Annotated in this window: 21 protein-coding genes; 10 read left to right on the forward strand and 11 right to left on the reverse strand. The window is 62.4% G+C overall.

Going from position 1 to position 19655, the window contains the following annotated elements:
• Positions 1-60 precede the first annotated feature (60 nt).
• The 5 genes from KJP28_RS12515 to KJP28_RS12535 form a co-directional block, all read right to left on the reverse strand.
• A complete protein-coding gene (locus KJP28_RS12515) occupies positions 61-657 on the reverse strand; it encodes a hypothetical protein (protein WP_218392942.1) in 597 nt (198 codons plus the stop codon).
• Positions 658-722: 65 nt separating this feature from the next.
• Entirely contained in the window at positions 723-857 is a 135-nt protein-coding gene (locus KJP28_RS12520; protein ID WP_218392943.1) for an aa3-type cytochrome c oxidase subunit IV, read from the reverse strand.
• Positions 858-941: 84 nt separating this feature from the next.
• Entirely contained in the window at positions 942-1400 is a 459-nt protein-coding gene (locus KJP28_RS12525) for a DUF6173 family protein (protein ID WP_255552376.1), read from the reverse strand.
• A gap of 8 nt (positions 1401-1408) precedes the next feature.
• Complete coding sequence (locus KJP28_RS12530; RefSeq protein WP_336245336.1) at positions 1409-2443, reverse strand: MBL fold metallo-hydrolase; 1035 nt, start codon at positions 2441-2443, stop codon at positions 1409-1411.
• A complete protein-coding gene (locus tag KJP28_RS12535) occupies positions 2440-4155 on the reverse strand; it encodes an acyl-CoA dehydrogenase (protein WP_218392944.1) in 1716 nt (571 codons plus the stop codon). The genes KJP28_RS12530 and KJP28_RS12535 overlap by 4 nt, the downstream gene beginning before the upstream one ends.
• A 100-nt stretch (positions 4156-4255) precedes the next feature.
• On the opposite strand from KJP28_RS12535, the gene KJP28_RS12540 reads away from it, so the two are divergent.
• The 7 genes from KJP28_RS12540 (at position 4256) to KJP28_RS12570 (ending at position 12451) form a co-directional block, all read left to right on the forward strand.
• A complete protein-coding gene (locus tag KJP28_RS12540; protein WP_218392945.1) occupies positions 4256-5206 on the forward strand; it encodes an L-threonylcarbamoyladenylate synthase in 951 nt (316 codons plus the stop codon).
• Positions 5207-5521: 315 nt separating this feature from the next.
• Positions 5522-6946: a circularly permuted type 2 ATP-grasp protein gene (locus tag KJP28_RS12545; protein ID WP_218392946.1), complete on the forward strand. Its 1425-nt coding sequence runs from the start codon at positions 5522-5524 to the stop codon at positions 6944-6946.
• Complete coding sequence (locus KJP28_RS12550) at positions 6946-7884, forward strand: alpha-E domain-containing protein (protein ID WP_218392947.1); 939 nt, start codon at positions 6946-6948, stop codon at positions 7882-7884. The genes KJP28_RS12545 and KJP28_RS12550 overlap by 1 nt, the downstream gene beginning before the upstream one ends.
• Positions 7885-7892: 8 nt before the next feature.
• Positions 7893-8690 (forward strand): transglutaminase family protein, encoded by a 798-nt coding sequence (locus KJP28_RS12555; protein WP_218392948.1) that lies wholly within the window; start codon positions 7893-7895, stop codon positions 8688-8690.
• Between the two features lie 10 nt (positions 8691-8700).
• Positions 8701-9438, forward strand: coding sequence for a proteasome-type protease (locus tag KJP28_RS12560; RefSeq protein WP_218392949.1), 738 nt, complete (start codon positions 8701-8703; stop codon positions 9436-9438).
• Positions 9439-9500: 62 nt separating this feature from the next.
• Positions 9501-11228 carry a sensor histidine kinase gene (locus tag KJP28_RS12565; RefSeq protein ID WP_218392950.1) on the forward strand — a complete coding sequence of 576 codons (1728 nt, stop codon included), beginning with the start codon at positions 9501-9503 and terminating at the stop codon, positions 11226-11228.
• Entirely contained in the window at positions 11225-12451 is a 1227-nt protein-coding gene (locus KJP28_RS12570; RefSeq protein WP_218392951.1) for a sigma-54-dependent transcriptional regulator, read from the forward strand. The genes KJP28_RS12565 and KJP28_RS12570 overlap by 4 nt, the downstream gene beginning before the upstream one ends.
• Here the strand turns inward: KJP28_RS12570 and KJP28_RS12575 are convergent.
• Genes KJP28_RS12575 through KJP28_RS12585 form a run of 3 tightly spaced genes read right to left on the reverse strand, consistent with a single transcriptional unit; the run spans position 12448 to position 13587 of the window.
• Positions 12448-12825, reverse strand: a complete 378-nt coding sequence (locus KJP28_RS12575) for a DUF1761 domain-containing protein (protein WP_218392952.1) — start codon at positions 12823-12825, stop codon at positions 12448-12450. The genes KJP28_RS12570 and KJP28_RS12575 overlap by 4 nt on opposite strands.
• 11 nt (positions 12826-12836) lie before the next feature.
• Positions 12837-13259, reverse strand: coding sequence for an SRPBCC family protein (locus tag KJP28_RS12580; protein WP_218392953.1), 423 nt, complete (start codon positions 13257-13259; stop codon positions 12837-12839).
• Positions 13252-13587: an ArsR/SmtB family transcription factor gene (locus KJP28_RS12585; protein WP_255552377.1), complete on the reverse strand. Its 336-nt coding sequence runs from the start codon at positions 13585-13587 to the stop codon at positions 13252-13254. The genes KJP28_RS12580 and KJP28_RS12585 overlap by 8 nt, the downstream gene beginning before the upstream one ends.
• A gap of 311 nt (positions 13588-13898) precedes the next feature.
• Between KJP28_RS12585 and KJP28_RS12590 the strand changes: the two genes are divergently transcribed.
• From KJP28_RS12590 to KJP28_RS12600, 3 genes are all read left to right on the forward strand, one after another.
• Complete coding sequence (locus tag KJP28_RS12590; RefSeq protein ID WP_218392955.1) at positions 13899-14909, forward strand: DctP family TRAP transporter solute-binding subunit; 1011 nt, start codon at positions 13899-13901, stop codon at positions 14907-14909.
• Between the two features lie 81 nt (positions 14910-14990).
• Positions 14991-15641, forward strand: coding sequence for a TRAP transporter small permease (locus tag KJP28_RS12595; protein ID WP_218392956.1), 651 nt, complete (start codon positions 14991-14993; stop codon positions 15639-15641).
• 3 nt (positions 15642-15644) lie between these two features.
• Complete coding sequence (locus KJP28_RS12600; protein WP_218392957.1) at positions 15645-17042, forward strand: TRAP transporter large permease; 1398 nt, start codon at positions 15645-15647, stop codon at positions 17040-17042.
• 65 nt (positions 17043-17107) lie between these two features.
• Here the strand turns inward: KJP28_RS12600 and KJP28_RS12605 are convergent, their stop codons facing one another.
• The 3 genes from KJP28_RS12605 to KJP28_RS12615 form a co-directional block, all read right to left on the reverse strand.
• Positions 17108-17944 (reverse strand): arsenate reductase/protein-tyrosine-phosphatase family protein, encoded by an 837-nt coding sequence (locus KJP28_RS12605; protein ID WP_218392958.1) that lies wholly within the window; start codon positions 17942-17944, stop codon positions 17108-17110.
• A gap of 87 nt (positions 17945-18031) precedes the next feature.
• Positions 18032-18757, reverse strand: a complete 726-nt coding sequence (locus KJP28_RS12610; RefSeq protein WP_255552409.1) for an ABC transporter permease — start codon at positions 18755-18757, stop codon at positions 18032-18034.
• A 103-nt stretch (positions 18758-18860) separates the two neighbouring features.
• Entirely contained in the window at positions 18861-19646 is a 786-nt protein-coding gene (locus tag KJP28_RS12615; protein ID WP_218392960.1) for an ABC transporter ATP-binding protein, read from the reverse strand.
• Positions 19647-19655: the final 9 nt, after the last annotated feature.

The raw sequence follows: 19655 nt of genomic DNA on the forward strand, positions 1-19655 counted from the left end.
AACGACGAACGGCGCGGGGGTCGCCCGCGCCGTGTCTCAAGGTCCGATCCGTGCCGCGAGTTACCGTAGCGCGGGGGCAGCCATGTATTCGTTGTTGTCCGGGTCGTTGTCGCGATAGACCTTCTCGGTCACGCCGCTAAGCCTCCCGAAGCTTTCCATCAGCGGCACCGGGAACGGCGTCGAGCGGATGTTCTCGAACCCCGGCAATTGCCGCAGGATCGCTGACGTGGACGACGCACAAGCCGCTTTCCCGACCGCGCCATTCGCCTGAACGAGTTGGAGCGCCTGTTCGGCGACCGCCGGGCTTACGGCGATTTCCTGCGTGACGACATGCCAGGTCACGCGGGCATGGTAGTCGATGTAGAAATCCATCGCCTGCGGCGTCATCCCGTAATGCACGTCGTTCCGTTCCGGCAGATGCGGGTGATAGAACGTCCCCGCCGGATCGAAGATCACGCGCTGCGACCCGTTGACCAGAAGCGCGGTATGACCCCCGCTTCCCGACGAGTTGGAGATGACGGTGACGAGCGTCAACGAAGGCTGCCCGCCATGCACGTAACGCGCCCGCGCCACCTCTTCGGCAGGCGCCCAGACGCTCTCGGCGGTACATCCGACCAGTCCGAGCATCACGACGATGGAAAGAAAGATACGTTTCATGACGGCAACCACCCCTGAAAGGATTTACCTTGGGTTCCGATCCCGTATGGACCGGTTTGCACGGATCAGGCGCCGACGATCGCCAGAAGGATCAGAACCACGATAATCGCGATCACGGACCGCACCGTGAATTTCACGAACCCGTCGAAGGTCTTTTCCTGAACCTGAATATCCATGGTGCCGTGTTTATGCTCAGCCATCGCTCGTCCCTCGCATGTTCAATGTCGAGAAGTCGATTAGACGATTCCGCACGCCCTGTCACGGCCTTATGGCCGCCACCCGGGTCATTCTCCCTTAGGCGTATCCTCAGAGTCGCGCTCGAGATCGGCGGCAAGGCGAAAGCCGATGCGAAATGGCTCGTCTTCGTCCGCCTTACGCGGCATCGCCCGCAGGATGACGTTGAGCTGGCTGACATGCTGGACGAGCTGCGTCTTCGTCCCCGCCCCGTCGGTGCCGTAGAAGGTCACGATGTCGGGGTCGAAATACCCGATGCCCTCGATCCTGAGCACCCCGGCATCCGACCCGGTGAACCCCATCGCCACTTCGTGCTCGTTGTCGAGCTGTTCCTCGAAGTTCTGGATATAGAGGATGATCCGCTCATAAGCCCATTCCGCCGGGCTCTTCTCGGATATCGGCTTCTCCGCGACCGTATCCGGCAGCGGTTTCTGCTCGGCGGTCAGCGGTGAATCCTCGTCGCATTTCGCGACATGCGCCGGTGGCCGGTTCTTGTTCGCACCATTCATCGCCGGTCTCACCCCTTGGCTTGCCAGACGAAGGCGTCGTCCTCACGGCGGGTCCGCGTGACCTTGCCCGTCTGATAGAGGTGATTGAGATGGGCCATCGCCTCGACCAAGGCAAGCCCGTATTCCCCCTCGCCGATCTTGCGCTTGAAGATCGACGGGAAGCACTCGACCGCCGTTTTCGGCTCCGCCAGATCGCGCTCGAGCCGCGCCAGCGCGGAATGATGGTTATCGATGAGTTGCCGCATCCGCGTCGGCAGACCGCGGTATGGCAGCTTGTGACCGGGCAGGACAAGCTGCGTCGGCTCGGCATATTGCATCAGCCGCTCGCAGGCTTCGAGCCATTCGCCGACCGGGTCCGCCTCGGGCTCGGTCGCGTGAACACCAAGGTTCGGGCTGATCGTCGCCAAGAGCTGATCGCCACCCAGCACCAGATCGTCATCCTGGCTCCAGAACGTCGCATGTTCGGGCGCATGTCCATTGCCCATATGCACGTCCCACGTCCGCCCGCCAAAGCGGATCGTGTCGCCCTCCTTCACGCGCCGGTATCCGAGCGGAAGATCCGCCACCACGTCAGCGAAGTTGAAGGGCCGCTCGGTCAGCCGCTTGGCATAAATCTCGCGATCCATCCCGGCCGAGCGCCAATAGGCCAGCGTTTCGTCTACCGGCTCGAGCTGCACGTCCAATTGCAGCATACGCGCCATGAGCCACGCGGTGCGCGTGGTGATGAGTTCGGCGCCATGTTCGCGCTGGAACCATCCGGCAAGGCCGACGTGGTCGGGGTGGTGATGCGTCACGATCACCCGCGCAATCGGCGCGCCCCCCATCGGCCCGGCCATGATCTCTTCCCACATCGCGATGGTCTTTTTCGACTTGAAGCCGGAATCCACGATGGTCCAGCCGTCGTCGTCGCGAAAACAGAACACGTTGACGTGGTCCAGCTTCATCGGAAGCGGCAAAAGCACCCAGAGCACGCCATCCGCGATCTCGACCGCCTCACCGGGCTCCGGCGCACGCTCCCACGGAAAGACCAGCGGCGAATTCACGATGCCAGCGCCTCGACGCTCAGGCCATAAAGCCCCTCCGCCCCGGCCTGCGCCGCCTTCAAAAGCGAGTCATGCTCCGGCAGAACCCTCTCGATATAGAACCGGGCCAGCTCCGTGCGTGGCCCTTCGCCGCCTTCCGCGACCGCCGAGCGCAGGTGGAAGTGCGCGCCCAGAACACGGGCGAACGCGGCCTGATAAGGCACCGCGCCCGCGAACCGATCCTGAAGCTCCTGCTCCAGCAACCATTCCGTCGCTTCGCGCAGCGTCTCGGCCGCGCCGAACACCGCATCCGCCATATCTCCGAACGTCCCGCGGCAGGCTTCAGCGTCCGTCTCGATCTCGTCGAGCAACCGGAACGCCATATCGCCACCGTCCATCATCTTGCGCGCGACAAGGTCCATCGCCTGAATGCCGTTGGTGCCTTCGTAGATCGAGGTCACTCGTACATCGCGGGAATATTGCGCCGCGCCGGTTTCTTCGACATAGCCCATGCCGCCATGCACCTGCACGCCAAGCTCGGACACCTTGATCCCGGTGTCCGTGCCATAGCTCTTGGCGATGGGGGTCAGGAACGCCGCCCGCGCCTCCCACTCGTCCTCGCCGGTGGCGTGGCTCATGTCGATGGCGACGGAACAGGCGAGCGCGATGGCCCGCGCCGCATAGGTCTCGGCCTTCATCTGGATCAGCATCCGGCGCACATCCGCGAAATCCACGATCGTGCCCTGCCCATTCTCGATGGGCGAACGGCCCTGCTTACGCTCGAGCGCATAGGCCAGCGCGTGCTGATACGCGCCTTCTGCAACGCCGACCCCCTGAATACCGACCAACAGCCGCGCGTTGTTCATCATGGTGAACATCGCTGCCATACCGGCATGTTCCTCGCCCACGATCCACCCGGTCGCGCCCTCGTAGCTCATCACGCAGGTCGGCGAGCCGTGCAGGCCCATCTTGTGCTCCAGCGACACGACGCGCAGATCATTGGCCTTGCCGGGGTTGCCGTCGTCATCGGGAATGAACTTCGGCACCATGAACAGGCTGATGCCTTTCGTTCCGGGCTTGCCGTCCGGCAACCGCGCCAGCACGAGGTGGCAGACGTTGCCGGCCACATCATGGTCGCCCCAGGAGATATAGATTTTCTGCCCGGTGATCGCATAAGTGCCGTCGTCGTTGGCCACGGCCTTGGTCGCCACCGCACCCACGTCCGACCCGGCCTGCGGCTCGGTCAGGTTCATTGTCCCGGTCCATTCGCCCGAGTTGAGCTTGGGCAGGTACAGGTCCTTCATCGCGTCCGACGCGTGGGCTTCCAGCGCCTCGATCTGGCCTTGCGTCAGCAACGGGTTCAGACCCAATGCCAGGCAAGCGCCCGACAGCATGTCGTTGACGCTGGCCGCCAGCGTGAAGGGCAACCCCATGCCGCCATATTCCGGGTTGCCGGAAATGCCGACCCAGCCGCCATTGGCGATGGCGTCGTATCCGTCTTTGAACCCGGGACTCGTCCGCACGACCCCGTTTTCCAGAACCGCGCCGTTCAGGTCGCCGTTGCGTTGCAAAGGCGCGATCACCTCGTCCGCCATCTTGGCCGCTTCCGACAGGATCGCACCCACGGTGTCGTCATCGGTGTCGGCGAACCTTTCGGTCTCGGTCACCGCCTTGAACCCGACCACGTGGTCGAGCAGGAAGCGGAAATCTCTCACGGGCGCGGCGAAGGGCATGGGCGGACCTTTCGTTGGCTTGAACTGTCATGATCTGCCGGATAGGCAGTTGACCAGAACGTATGCAAAAACGCCGCCCAGACAAGGAGAACGCCGCGTCATGACCGAGAGGCTGGAGACGCAGATTCTGATCCCCGGAACGGGCGGTGTCGCACAGGCGGCAGCGCTTCTGCGGGCCGGCGGGCTAGTGAGTTTTCCGACCGAGACCGTCTATGGTCTGGGTGCCGATGCCGCCAACGATCGTGCCGTCGCGCGCGTTTTCGAGGCCAAGGGCCGTCCGCATTTCAACCCGTTGATCGCCCATGTGCCGGACGTCGAGGCCGTCGAACAGATCGCATTGCTCGGGGGCGTCGCTCGCGATCTGGCGCAGGCGTTCTGGCCCGGTCCGATGACGCTGGTGCTCCCGATCCGCGAAGGCGCCGAATTGTCTCGACTGGTCAGCGCGGGGCTCCCGACCGTTGCCGTGCGAATCCCGGCGCATCCGGTGGCGCAAAAGCTCTTGAAGGCCGTGGGTCGCCCGGTCGTCGCTCCGTCCGCGAACCCGTCCGGCCGCATCAGCCCGACGACGGCGCAGCATGTGGTCTCCAACCTCGGGGACCGGATCGAGGCCGTGCTCGACGGTGGTCCTTGCGAGGTCGGGATTGAAAGCACGATCATCGGCTTCGATCCGAAACGCACCCTGTTGCGCCCTGGCGGTCTCCCGCGTGAAGCCATCGAAGCGGCGCTCGGCTCACCGCTCGCCACGCGCGACGAAACGGCGGACATCAATGCGCCGGGCCAGATGACGTCTCACTATGCCCCCGACGCGCGGGTGCGCCTTGATGTGAAAACCCCTCGCCCGGGCGAGCGCCTCCTCGGCTTCGGTCCCGTCGATGCGGAGTGGAATCTCTCGCCCGGTGGCGATCTGGTCGAGGCCGCCGCGAACCTGTTTCGCATGTTGCACGAGATGGACCGCGCCGGTGACGCACCGATCGCCGTTTCGCCGATCCCCGACACCGGATTGGGGCGCGCCATAAACGATCGCCTCCACCGCGCCGCCGCACCGCGCTGAGCGTTTCCATTCGTTAACGAATATGGGCCTGCGGGGGCGAACCCCGATTTCATCCATATGCGTTCCATACGTAATACATACGTGTTCCATATGTGGATTTTTGACTGAGTCGCGCATCTGCCGACACGCGAATACGCCTTTGCCCGGCAATTCGCGAAACGGCCCGCTCAGCCCCTCCTCTACACGATTCCACCAGCCGCTTCGCCGCCTATTTTCTGTGCAATTCCAGACGGAAACCGGGCGGTATGCGCCGGTTTTTGGTAAAATACTTACCAATTCAATTGTTCATCGCGGCCCCGTCGATAGTATGGGGTCATGAGCGAAGGTTCCATTTTCGATGAGATGTGGGGGCAAGACCAAGCCCTGCGTGATCCATATTCCGAGTTCCAGACCTGGTTCGAAGAACAGGACCCCAAACGGCTCCGCGTCAAACAACGCGAGGCGGATGAGCTGTTCCGGCTGACCGGTATCACGTTCAACGTTTATGGAAGACAGGAAGCCGAAGAGCGGTTGATTCCTTTCGATATCGTGCCTCGGATCATTTCCGCACGCGAATGGCTAAAACTGTCCAAAGGGATCGAGCAACGCGTCCGCGCGATCAACGCCTTCCTTGGTGACATTTACGGGCGGCAGGAGATCATCAAGGCGGGGCGCATCCCGGTCGAAATGATCGCCCGGAACGAAGCATTCCTGCCGCAGATGATCGGCGTCAAACCCGCTGGCGGCGTATACACGCACATCGTCGGCATCGACCTGGTGCGCACGGCCGACAATGAATTCTACGTTCTCGAAGACAACGCGCGCACACCATCCGGCGTGAGCTACATGCTCGAAAACCGCGAGACGATGCTCCAGATGTTTCCCGAGCTTTTTGCGCGAACGTCCGTGCAGCCCGTGTCGAATTACCCGTCCGATCTGCGGCGCTCGCTCGGGGCCTGCGCGCCGGATGCGACAGATGGGCCGCCGACGGTGGCCGTGCTGACGCCGGGTATCTACAACTCGGCCTATTTCGAACATGCCTTCCTTGCCGACCAGATGGGTGCCGAACTCGTCGAGGGGCACGACCTGAGGGTGGTCGACGGGCGGGTCGCGATGCGCACGACGCGGGGCTTCCAGCCAATCGACGTGCTATATCGACGCGTCGATGACGACTTCCTCGATCCGCTCAATTTCAACCCCGACAGCCAGCTCGGCGTGCCGGGAATCATGGATGTCTACCGCGCGGGCGGGATCACCATTGCGAACGCGCCCGGCACCGGGGTTGCGGACGACAAGGCTGTCTATTCCTACATGCCCGAGATCGTCGAATTCTACACCGGCGAGCGTCCGATCCTTGAAAACGTGCCGACCTGGCGCTGTTCGGAACCCGAAAGCCTTGCCTACGTGCTCGACAATCTCGCGGACCTCGTCGTGAAGGAAGTGCACGGCTCAGGCGGCTACGGGATGCTGATCGGCCCCACTGCGACGAAGAAGGACATCGCGGAATTCCGCAAGAAGCTCCAGTCACGCCCCGGTAACTACATCGCGCAACCGACCCTGAGCCTTTCGACCGTGCCAATCTTCACCAACAAGGGACTCGCGCCACGGCACGTGGACCTCAGGCCCTTCGTTCTGGTCAGCCCGGAGGGGATCAACATCACGCCCGGTGGCCTGACCCGCGTTGCGTTGCAGAAAGGATCGCTTGTCGTCAACTCATCACAGGGCGGCGGCACCAAAGACACCTGGGTTCTGGAAGACTGATGCTCGGCAAGACGGCAAATGGACTTTACTGGATGTTCCGCTACCTCGAGCGGGCCGAGAACACGTCGCGCCTGATCGAAACCGGGCTTCGCATGTCGATCACCCGTTCCGGCGCGACAGAGTGGGGGTCGGTCATGCAGACCGCCGGCGTCCTGAGCGGGTATACCGCGCACTACGGCGAAGAGGTCGTTCAGGAACAAGCAATCAACTGGATGCTCAGGGACAAGGAGAACCCGTCATCCGTCCTGTCAGCCATTTCGGAAGCGCGGCAGAACGCGCGGATGGTCCGCACGGCACTCACCCATGACGTATGGGAAGCGATCAACGCCTGCTTCATGAACGCGAAAGACCTGATGGGCAGGAAGGTGAGCGAGCGCGACCTTCCCGGTGTCCTGAAGAGCGTTCGCCAGCGAACCGCGCTTGTGCGTGGTGCGACGCACGGAACGATGATGCGCAACGACGTTTATGACTTCGCGCGCATCGGCACATTTCTGGAACGCGGCGACAACACGGCGCGCATTCTCGACGTGAAGTATTACGTTCTGCTGCCATCGGTGTTCGCGGTGGGATCGACCATAGATAACGTGCAATGGGACTCGATCCTGCAATCGGTTTCGGCCAAGGGCGGATATCGCATGGTCTATGGCAGCCAGCCCAACGCGCGCGACATCGCCCATTTTCTCGTCCTCGACAAACGCATGCCGCGCAGCCTCAATTTCTGCGTCTCGAAAATCCGTGACAACCTCGGCTATCTCGCATCGGACTACGACACGCGTATGCCCGTGCACGACCTTGCCGACAAACTTGCGCAACGTCTGTCCATGCACGATATTGACGAAATCTTCGACTTCGGTCTGCATGAATACATCCAGACAGTCCTCACGGCTCTCGGTGAGCTTGGGGGGCAGATCGAGCAGGATTATCGGTTCTACGTGTAGGAGCCCGGATGCGGCTGAAAATCAGACATGCCACGCGCTACCAATTCGCGGAGCCGGTGATCTACGGGCTCCAGCAATTGCGCAAGACACCTAAGACTGGGCACCAGCAGGAAGTGATTTCCTGGTCCACCCATGTCGAGGGCGGGCAGAAAGAAGTCACGTTCGAGGACAATCACCACAACGTCGTCGAGCTTATCTCGATTGATCGGGACGCAACGCAGGTTACTGTCATCTCGGAGGGCGAGGTCGAGATCGAGGGAAGCTCCGGTATCGTGGGCCGCCACCCCGGCCCTTCCCCCCTTTGGCTCTATGAACGCGACACGCCGTTGACCAAGTTCGGCCCGGGCTGTCGGGCGCTTGCTCGTGAAGCCGACGGTGGGACCGACCTCGAAAAGCTTCACGCGCTGTCCGAAGTGATCCGTGATGCCGTCAAATACGAGGTCGGTGCCTCGCACCCGGACTGGACCGCCGAAGAGGCCGTAGCCGAAGGCGTTGGCGTCTGTCAGGACCACTCTCACATCTTTCTCGCCTGCGCGCGTCACCTTGGTTATCCCGCGCGATATGTGTCGGGGTATCTGATGATGAATGACCGGGTCGATCAGGATGCGACGCATGCATGGGCCGAAGCGCATGTCGACGGGCTGGGATGGGTCGGGTTCGACATCTCGAACGGCTACTCCCCCGATGAGCGATATGTGCGCGTCGCGACGGGTCTCGATTACACCGAAGCCGCGCCGGTCATCGGAACGCGATTTGGCGGGGCGCACGAGGCGCTCGACGTCCAGATCCAGGTCGCACAGCAGTGAGTCCCGCCAAATGACCTATTGCGTCGGAATGATGCTCGACCGTGGGCTGGTGATGATGTCGGATACGCGCACGAATGCGGGCGTCGACAATGTCTCGACCTTCAACAAGATGCATTCGTGGGAGGTGCCGGGCGAACGCGTGCTCATCATGATGAGCGCCGGGAACCTCGCCACGACGCAGGCTGTCGTCTCCATCCTCGAAGAGCGCACCAAGGCCCATGAAGAGCGGATGCCGTCGCTTCTCGAGGTGCCTTCGATGTTTCAGGCGGCGCGGCTGATTGCCGAGACGCTGCGCGACGTGATCGGCCAGCACGAGCGCGCCGGGGAAGAAGCCGAAAGCTCGTTCGGCGCGACCTTGATCCTTGGGGGGCAGATCGACGGCGGACCACCGCGCCTGTTCCTGATCTATCCCGAGGGGAATTTCATCGAGGCCGGAGCAGACAGCCCGTTTTTCCAGATTGGCGAAACCAAGTACGGCCGTCCGATTCTGGTGCGTGCCTACGACCCGGAGATGTCTTTCGAAGCGGCCTTGAAACTGCTCTGCGTGAGTTTCGATTCCACCGTGAAGGCAAACCTTTCGGTGGGCCTGCCGTTCGATTTCCAGCTCTACGAGATCGATCGGCTGACACTCGGACATCGTTCGCGCATCCATGCCGACGACCCGTATTACCAGACAATCTCGTCGGGCTGGGGCGAGGCGCTGAAGCAGGCGCTCGACGTGTTGCCCGACTTCGATCTGGGCGGGTGACTCGCCATGCGCCGGGCGCGGCCATATGATATGCGCGTCCTACCGGGAGTGACGACGCCGCCATGATCCGCCCGATCCTGTTTCTCTGCGCCTCCGCCCTGCTTGCGGCGGCGATCGGCTGGTCGGCCTATGTGGACCGCGTCGATCGGCTGAGCGAACGAGGCGAAGCGGACCTCGCGCTCGCCGCGGACCGCGTGACCGCGCAACTGTTCCGGTATCGCGAGCTTGCCGTGGTCCTGTCGCGCCATCCCGAATTGACCGAACGACTCGCGACCGGCGCGGGATCGGCACGCGCCGCATCGGTGGTTCAGAACATGGCGGACATGACCGGTGCGTGGGACATCTCGGTGGTGGACCTGTCTGGCAGGATCGTCGCGGGAAGTTCGGGCAGCAGCGCGGCACGCGACCCGCAAGACCCGCCGCTCGCGCGCGCTCTGGACGGCGCGCTCGGGACGAACAACGAAATCGTGGCAGATGCCGGAAACCCCACGCGGGTGTTTTCCTTCGCGGCGCCGGTGCAGGACGCGCGCGGCACGGTGCTTGGCGCTGTCATGACGCGGGTGCCGGTGAGCCAGATCGAGGACAACTGGCCGGGTGACGCGCCGCCGGTCTTCTTTACGGATACGGGCGGCACTGTTTTCGTCACAAACCGTTCGGACCTGATCCTTGCGAACCGGGCCGAAGGGATGCCCGCCTACCGGGAACAGATTATCGCGGGCCATGTCCACTGGAGCATGGACGGTGGTCCCTACCTTCCGAACCGTGCGCTCCACCTTGCGCGGGATCTGCCGACCGTAGGGCTGACCGCGGAAATCCTGATCGACAGCGCCTCGGCCCTGACCGCTGCCCTGTCATGGGGGTTGATCGCCGCAGGTGCGCTGCTGACGTTCGGCGCGATTCTGTTCCTGGTCGGCCAGAACCGACGCGCGCTTGCCGACAAGCTCGCTGTCGAAGCCGCCGCCAATGCCCGGCTCGAGGCACGGGTGGAAGAACGCACCCGTGAACTGACGGCTGTCAACGCCGACCTGCGCCGCGAAGTGGCGGAACGCAAGGAGACCGAGGCAGCATTGAAACGTGCGCAGGACGAGCTCGTGCAGGCGGGCAAGCTTTCCGCTTTGGGGCAGATGTCCGCCGGGATCAGCCACGAATTGAACCAGCCTCTTATGGCGATCCGATCCTTTGCCGAGAACGGCGAACAATTCTTCGACCGGGGCAAACCCGAACGGGCGCGCGATAATCTGGGCCGCATCTCGGAACTCGCCCGACGAATGGGACGGATCATCCAGAACCTGCGAGCTTTTGCGCGGCAGGAAAGTGGCCCGATCACCGACGTGGACCTCATCGCGGTGATCCAGGCGGCCCTGGAAGTGACAGCGGACAAGCTCAAGCGCCACCGCGTGACGCTCGATTACAAGGCCCCGCAAGCGCCTCTTATGGTGCGGGGCGGCGAAGTGCGGCTGCAACAGGTGATCGTGAACCTTCTCTCGAACGCCGTCGATGCGATGAGCGAAACCGACAATCGCCGGATCGAGATCAGGATCGACACGGGCGACGCGGTGCGACTGACCATCCGCGATACCGGACCGGGGATCACGAACCCCGATCGCGTCTTCGATCCGTTCTACACAACGAAAGAAGTCGGCGCGGCAGAAGGCATGGGGCTTGGCCTGTCGATCTCCTACGGGCTGGTGCAGAGTTTCGGCGGCGGCATTCGCGGCGCCAACCATCCCGAGGGCGGCGCGGAGTTCACCGTAGACCTCGTTCCCGCCGAGCTCGAGGCCGCAGCATGACGACCCGCGTCCTTCTCGTCGACGATGACAGTGCTGTGCGCGAGGCGCTCGGCCAGACTCTTGAACTCGCTGATCTGGAGGCGGTGCTGGCCGGAAGCTATATCGAGGCGAAGGATCACATCGTCGCCGATTTCCCCGGTGTGATCGTGAGCGACATTCGGATGCCGGGCAAAGACGGTTTCGCGCTTCTCGACTATGCGCATGGCGTCGATCCGGATTTGCCCGTGGTGCTTCTGACCGGTGAGGGCGACGTGCCGACCGCCGTGCGCGGCATGGCGTCCGGTGCCTTTGATTTCCTCGAAAAACCCTGTGCGCCCGCCGATCTGCTCACGGTGGTGGAAAAGGCGCTGAAGACCCGCGCACTGGTGCTTGAGAACCGGTCGCTCAAGGCGCAGGTCGAAGCGGGGGATGCCGCCGCGCGCCTTTTGCGGGGCACCTCCGCCCTGTCCGAAAAGATGCGCGCCGATGCGCGAAAGGTCGCGCGCACGATGGCCGACGTTCTCATCACCGGCGAACCCGGCGTGGGCACGGCGAAGATGGCCGAGGTCGTCCACCTTTTGTCGGCCCAATCGCGCGGCCCCTTCATCAAGATCGCCGGAGCGAGCACCGACGTTGCCGCGCTGGACGCCACCCTCAGGGAGGCCGAGAACGGGTCGCTTTTCATCGACGAGGTCGCGGGGCTCGATGCGCGCACCCAATTCGCCCTTCTCGAACGTCTGGAACGCCCCGACGCGCCCCGCGTTCTGGCTGGCACGTATCAGGATCTGGCCGCGCGCGCCGAGACAGGGCAGTTCAACCCCGATCTCTATTACCGGCTCGACGCGGCGCGCATCCACATACCTCCGCTCCGCGACCGACGTGAGGATATTCCGACGCTGTTTCGGCATTACGTGGCCATCGCCTGTGAACAGGCGGCGCTCCCCGTGCCGGATATTCCGCAGGACGTGACCCAGAAGCTCATCGCGCAGGACTGGCCGGGGAATGCGCGCGCGCTGATGAACACGGCGATGCGCTATGCGATGGGGTTGGGCGAAATCGACGCGGATGACGACCCCGGCCTCGCCGAGCAGGTCGCGCAGTTCGAACGCTCGGTGATCGTCGAGGCGCTGACCCGGCATAATGGCAACGCAACAGCCACGGCCGAGAGCCTGAAGCTTCCGCGCAAAACCTTTTACGACAAGCTGGCGCGCCATGGGCTGAAGCCCGAGGAATTCCGGGGCTAAAGCACAGCCTGTGCCGCGATCATGAGAAGCCCGCCGGCAAGGATATAGCCCGCATCCACCAACGTCGCCCTGCCGCTTTTCTGGCTGAACAGGTCCATCCCCGCGACGAAGAGCGCGACGGTCAGGATCATGGCGACGGCGGTGCCGATTGCCCCGGCTGTCTCGGTCATTCCGATCACGACGGCGAGTAGCGCGGTGGCGAGAAGCTGGAACACCATCGCCGCGACGGGAGGGCTGTCGGGCGGTTGGATGTTGTGGCTCCCCGCCGACCAGGTCTTGCCGAACATCCGCGGGCTGAACCAGATCATGCCAAGCCCGAAAGCGAGCACGGTGCCAAGCGCCACCGCGCCCCAGTTCATTGCAGCAAAATCCATGGCGCCCTCCATCACACCATCACGCCGTCAAGGGCTTCGAGGATGGCGTTCCAACCGCCTTCGTGGTTGTCGCGCGACTCTTTATCGGGGAAGCGCACATGGGTCAGGGTCACCCGGGTGCCGCCCTCGACCGGGTCGAAGGTCAGCGTCACGGTACTGTCCTCGACCGAGAACGGACTTTCCCACGTGAAGACGATCCGCTCATGTGGCTTGATTTCGCGGTATTCACCCGCATGGGGAATTTCGTCGTCTCCCGCTTTCATCACGATCTCGAAGCGCCCGCCCTCGCGCGCATCCGATGCGGCGTGCGGCACGGTCATGCCCGGTCCGGGTATGATGAAACGGGCCAGCATTTCGGGATCAAGCCATGCGTTGAACACCCGTTCCTGCGGGGCCTTGATGATGCGGTCTACGGTGAGGCTAAGGTCAGTCATTGTCAGGGTCGTCCTTTGTCAGAATGTCATCGAGAGCTTCGAGCCGAAGCTCCCAGATTGAACGCAGCGCCGCGAACCAGGCGTCGATGTGGGACATGGGCCCCATCTCGACCTCGATCATATGTTCGCGCCACTCCGTGCGGCGTTTCACGAGCCCCGCCTGCTCCAGCACCTTGATGTGCTTGGAGACGGAATTGAGGCTCATATCGAATTGGCTGTGAATATCCGTGACCCGCATGGGTCCCTGCTGCGCCAGAAGCGTGAGGATCGCTCGGCGGGTCGGGTCACTTGCGGCCTTGAGGATGGCGCTTAGCGAGTCGTCGTCCATTCGTTCAACCATATGGGTGAATAACCTTCTGCAACCTGTCAGTCAACCTTTTGGGTGAATTATACGCCAGCGAGGCAGTGAGTCGATATGTGCGACTTTCCGCACAGAAAGGCGCTAACAAAGTGCGAACTTTCACACAGGCAATGTGAGTGCGGTCGGACCGCGCCGCCGAGGCGCACCTTAACAAACTGATATAATTGCCATTTTACGAGCCATGCCCCGACGTCAATTCTGTCCTTGCCGCAATGCATGGCTCTCAGCCAGATAACCGCGGACCCCGTTTCGGGGCCGGAATACATGGAGGAGATAGCATGAAATTCCTTACGACTGCCGTTACCGCAGCCACTCTCACCGCCGGCACTTTCGCCGGCACCGCCGCAATCGCGGCCTGTGACGACGGCGAAATGGTCATCAAGTTCAGCCACGTGACCAACACCGACAAGCACCCCAAGGGCATCGCCGCAAACCTGCTCATGGAGCGGGTGAACGAAGAGATGAACGGCACGGCGTGCATGGAAGTCTACCCGAACTCGACGCTCTATAACGACGACCAGGTGCTCGAAGCCATGCTTCAGGGCGATGTTCAGCTTGCCGCCCCGTCGCTGTCGAAGTTCGAGACCTTCACCAAGGTTTACCGCATCTTCGACCTGCCCTTCATGTTCAAGAACATGGACGCGGTGGAAGCGTTCCAGAAATCGGAAACCGGCGAAGAGATGAAAGACGCGATGCAGCGTCGCGGCCTTCAGGGTCTCGCGTTCTGGCACAACGGTCTGAAGCAGTTCTCGGCCAACAAGCCGCTCGAAATGCCGGGCGACGCCGCTGGCCTCAAGTTCCGCGTGCAGCCCTCCGACGTGCTCGTCGCGCAGATGGAAGCTCTCGAAGCTTCGCCGCAGCCGATGGCCTTCTCGGAAGTCTACGGCGCGCTTCAGACCGGCGTTGTCGACGGTCAGGAAAACACCTGGTCCAACATCTATGGCCAGAAGTTCTTCGAGGTGCAGGACGGCATCACCGAGACCAACCACGGCCTGCTCGACTACATGGTCGTGGCCTCGGTCGACTGGCTCGACAGCCTTGACGAAGGTGTGCGGGACCAGTTCATGACGATCCTCGACGAGGTGACCGAAGAGCGCAACGCCGCAATCGCCGAAGTCGACGCCGAGAACCGTCAGGCCGTGCTCGACGCAGGCGGCACGATCCGTGAGCTGACGCCGGAGCAGCGTCAGGCGTGGGTCGACGCGATGAAGCCGGTGTGGGAGCAGTTCGAAGGCGACGTTGGCGCCGAGAACATCGCCGCCGCGCAGGAAATCAACGCGGGCATGTAAGCCACTTTGGGCGACCGGGCGGCGCGGGAAGGTCTCGCGCCGCCCTCACTTGCCATTCGGGACGGGCAATCGGGGGACAGCATGAGCGGACCAATCCACCGCCGCGGGTTCGAGGAAACGGCGATCGCCGTGATCCTTGGCTTGATGACCGCAGTCACGTTCATCAACGTGGTCCTGCGTTACGGTTTCAATGAATCTCTGATCTGGGGGCTGGAAGTCACCCTGATCCTCTTTGCCTGGCTGGTCATCTTCGGGATCAGCTATGGCGTGCGCGTGACCATGCATCTGGGCGTGGATGCGATCACCGGGATGCTTTCCACACGCCCAAGACGGATGCTCGCCATTTTCTCGGCCGTGATCTGCCTCGCCTATGCATTTCTTCTGATGAAGGGCGCGTGGGATTACTGGGCGCCCTATGCCGGGCTTTACCAGACCGAAGGCCGCTGGTTCCCGCTGGGCTTCGATGAAAACACCCGCGACCGGGCGTTCTACATGACCGACCAGGTGCCGATGCCCGGGTTCCTCAAGTTCCTCGAGGACTGGATCAACTTCGGCGAGGAATACGACAAGCTGCCGCGCGTCATTCCCTACATCATCCTGCCCATCGGAGTGGCGCTTTTTCTGTTCCGTATCATTCAGGCGACGATCCGCATCCTTCGGGGCGACGCCGATAGCCTCATCGTTTCCCACGAGATGGAAGACGATGTCGACGCCGCTCGCGTGGAGGACTGATCCATGGAAGTCGCTCTTCTTTTCGTGGCCATCATTGGCCTGCTTCTCGTTGGCGTGCCGATCGCCATCGCACTCGGCTTCTCGTCGATCATGTTCCTCCTGGTGTTCTCGGACACCTCGCTCGCATCCATCGCGCAGAGCTTCTATCAGGCGATGGCGGGCCACTACACGCTGCTCGCGATCCCGTTCTTCATCCTCGCCTCATCCTTCATGTCGACCGGCGGCGTGGCCCAGCGGATCATCCGCTTTGCCATCGCGGTCGTCGGGCACATGCGCGGCGGGCTGGCGATTGCGGGCGTCTTCGCCTGTATGCTCTTCGCGGCGCTTTCCGGTTCATCCCCGGCCACGGTGGTCGCCATCGGCTCCATCGTCATCGCGGCTATGCGGCAGGTCGGCTACACCAAGGACTTCGCCGCAGGCGTCATCGCCAACGCAGGTACGCTGGGCATCCTGATCCCGCCGTCCATCGTGATGGTCGTCTACGCCTCCTCGGTCGAGGTTTCGGTGGGCCGCATGTTCCTCGCAGGTGTGATCCCCGGCATCCTCGCCGGTCTGCTTCTGATGGCCGCGATCTATGTCATCGCCCGTATCCGCAACATGCCGAAAGGCGAATGGGCGGGCTGGGGCGAGATCTTCGCCTCGTTCAGAGACGCGATCTGGGGCCTGATGCTCATCGTCATCATCATGGTCGGCATCTATGGCATCCCCGGCGTCACGGGGGCGATCTTCACCCCGACCGAAGCCGCCGCCGTTGCGTCGATCTATGCCTTCATCGTGGCGACCTTCGTCTACCGCGACATGGGACCGCTGGCCGAGAAGAACAACGACGGCCAGAAGAAGTCGCTCCTGTCCAAGCCGCAGGCCATCGTCACCGCGCTCTGGCACCGCGACACGCGCGACACGCTCTTCGATGCGGGCAAGCTGACCATCACGCTGATGTTCATCATCGCCAACGCGCTGATCCTGAAGCACGTGCTGACCGATGAACAGATCCCGCAGCAGATCGCGAATGCGATGCTGTCGGCGGGTTTCGGCAAGATCATGTTCCTCATCATGGTGAACGTGATCCTGCTCATCGGCGGTCAATTCATGGAACCCTCGGGCCTCATCGTGATCGTCGCCCCGCTGGTGTTCCCCATCGCCATCGAGCTTGGTGTGGACCCGATTCACCTCGGGATCATCATGGTGGTGAACATGGAGATCGGGATGATAACGCCACCGGTTGGTCTCAACCTTTTCGTGACCTCGGGCGTGGCCGGGATGCCGATGATGAAAGTGGTGCGTGCCGCACTCCCCTTCCTCGCCATCCTCTTCGTCTTCCTGATCCTCGTCACCTACGTGCCATGGATTTCGACGTGGTTGCCGACGAGCCTGATGGGGCCAGAGCTCATAACGAATTAGACGCGAAGGGCCGGGATCATCTCCCGGCCCTTTCATTTTCCGAGCGCGGTTTCGGGCCCACCCCCTTAGGCCCGCGCCAGCTCCTGCGCCAAGTCGTCCACAGCGCGTTGAAGCGACATTCGGTCGAGGCTGTCGAAAGGCAGGTTCACGAAGGCCGAGATCCGGTTGCGCAGGATTCCGTAGGCCTGCTGGAACGCGAGGCTTTTTTCCGCGTCGCTCCCCGTCGCTTTCACCGGGTCGTCCTGACCCCAATGCGCCGAGACCGGTTGCCCATCCCACGGCGGGCATTCCTCGTTGGCGGCCTGGTTGCAGACGGTGAACACGAAATCCAGATTTGGCACGTCGTCCCCCTGAAACTCCGAAACATGTTTCGAGCGCAGGACAGATACGTCGTGACCTTTGGATTTCAGAACCTCGACCGCGAACGGATTGAGGTCCGATTGCGGGCGCGTTCCCGCGGAATAGGCGCGGAACTTGTCACCTCCGAGGTCGCGCAGGATGCATTCGGCAAAGATCGAACGGGCGGAATTGCCCGAACAGATGAAGAGCACGTCATAGGTCTTGGACATAGGTTTCGGTCCTGTCGTGAGAGGGGTTGAGACGGGGGAACAAAGGTCGGCACGGCCACGGCAGCAATCGTTCAACAAATAGTCGAACGTCCCCTGCACCGCTTCCATGACGATCCTGTAACGGAGCGACGTGCCGACCCGTTCCTGCTCCACCAGCCCGGCCCTGACCAGCGCGCCCAAATAGGCCGAAAGGGTCGAGGGTTTTAGATCCAGTGCAGTGCCGATCTCTCCCGCCGGGACGGGGTCGGGGTAGCGCCGCATCAGCAGGCGAAAGATGGCCAGCCTGTTGGGATGGCCAAGGGTCGTGAGTCGGGTAACGATATCTATTTCCATATTTCGTGAATATACGAAATAAGTGACGAGTCAAAAGAAAACGCCCGACCTGCGAGAGTCAGACGTTTTCTGGACTGGTTTTGACGGTCAACCCGGTTGGCGATCCGCCCATCCCGCGAAAATTTTCTCCAGCGCGACCACGACGTAGTAAAGAACGATCCCGAGGATCGCGAGCGCGATGAGCACGGCGAACATCAGAGGGTAGTCCGAATTCGTCTTACCGCTGTCGAACAGAGCACCCAGCCCGCGCCCATGGGGCGAGACGATCTCCATCAGGTTGGTGCCGATGAAGGCGAGCGTCACGGCCACCTTCAGTGCGCCAAAGAATTCCGGCAGCGTCTTGGGCAGTGCGATCTTCCAGAAGATCGTGCCTTGGCTCGCGCCGAGCGCGCGCAGGATGTCGCGATATTCCGGCTCCAACGTCGACAGGCCGATGCTGACCGACACGGCAATGGGGAAGAATGAGATCATGAAGGCGATCAGGATGGTGTTGAAGTCATGCGCACCAACGAACAGCAGCGCGACGATGGGCACCACGGTGGCCTTGGGGATCGCGTTGAAGCCGACGAGCAGCGGGTAGAGCGCGTCGCGCATGAGACGCGAGAAACCCATGATCATGCCAAGGAACAATCCGACGATCACCGCGAGCACCAGTCCGACCACCGTGCGCCACAGCGTCTGCCAGCCATATTTGACGAACAGACCCCAATATTCGGCATAAGCCGCCGGAAGGTCCGAGGGCGAGGCCATGACATAGTCGGGCCAGTTGTTCACCCAGACGAGGAACTCCCAAAGCGCCACGAAGACGATCATCGCGATGATCGGGGCGAGGAATGCGCGGGAGGTCAGGAATTTGGCGACGGAGCCGCCCGTGGAGCGGGTCTTCATGTCGGGAACATAGGCCATCAGTCTCTCCTCAAGCCGCGGCGCGGCCCTGGGCCACTTCGATCTGGTGACGCAGGATGTTCAGCATCTCGGCGGCTTCGGGTGTGTAGAGATGGTCGAGGTCGCGCGGGCCGATGTTCGGCACGTCGAGCACGTATTGGGTGCGGGCGGGTCGCTGCGACAGCACCACCACCTGATCGGCGAGGAAGATCGACTCGCGCAGGTCGTGGGTGATGAGGACGCCGGTGAACGGCTCTTCGTCCTTCACCTTGTGCATGGTTTGCCAAAGGTCTTCACGCGTGAAGGCGTCGAGCGCCCCGAACGGCTCGTCAAGAATGAGGATGTCGGGTTTGTGGACGATGGCGCGGCACAATGAGGCGCGCTGGCGCATGCCGCCGGACAGCTCCGAAGGCCGCTTGTCTCCGAACCCCTCCAACCCGACGAGCTCGAGAAGGTAATTGGCACGGTCCTTCTGTTCGGATTTCGACATTTTGGTCGAAACAATCTCGAGCGGGAGCATGACGTTTTCGATGATGGTGCGCCATTCCAGCATGACGGGGTTTTGGAATGCCATGCCGACCGTCGAACGTGGACCGGTGACCTTTTCGCCGTGGACCATCACCATCCCCTGATCCGGTTTCATCAGCCCGGCCACGAGTTTTGTCAGGGTGGACTTGCCGCATCCCGACGGGCCGACGACGGCGACGAAACCGCCCTCTTCCACGGTCACGTCCAGACCGTCGAGCACCGGGAGCGGGCCTGATGGTGTCTTGTAGGCGTGGCGCACGCCCTCGATCTTGATCATTGGAAAGGTCATCGGTCCGCC

Source organism: Maritimibacter dapengensis (assembly GCF_019218265.1).
Lineage (GTDB): Bacteria > Pseudomonadota > Alphaproteobacteria > Rhodobacterales > Rhodobacteraceae > Maritimibacter > Maritimibacter dapengensis.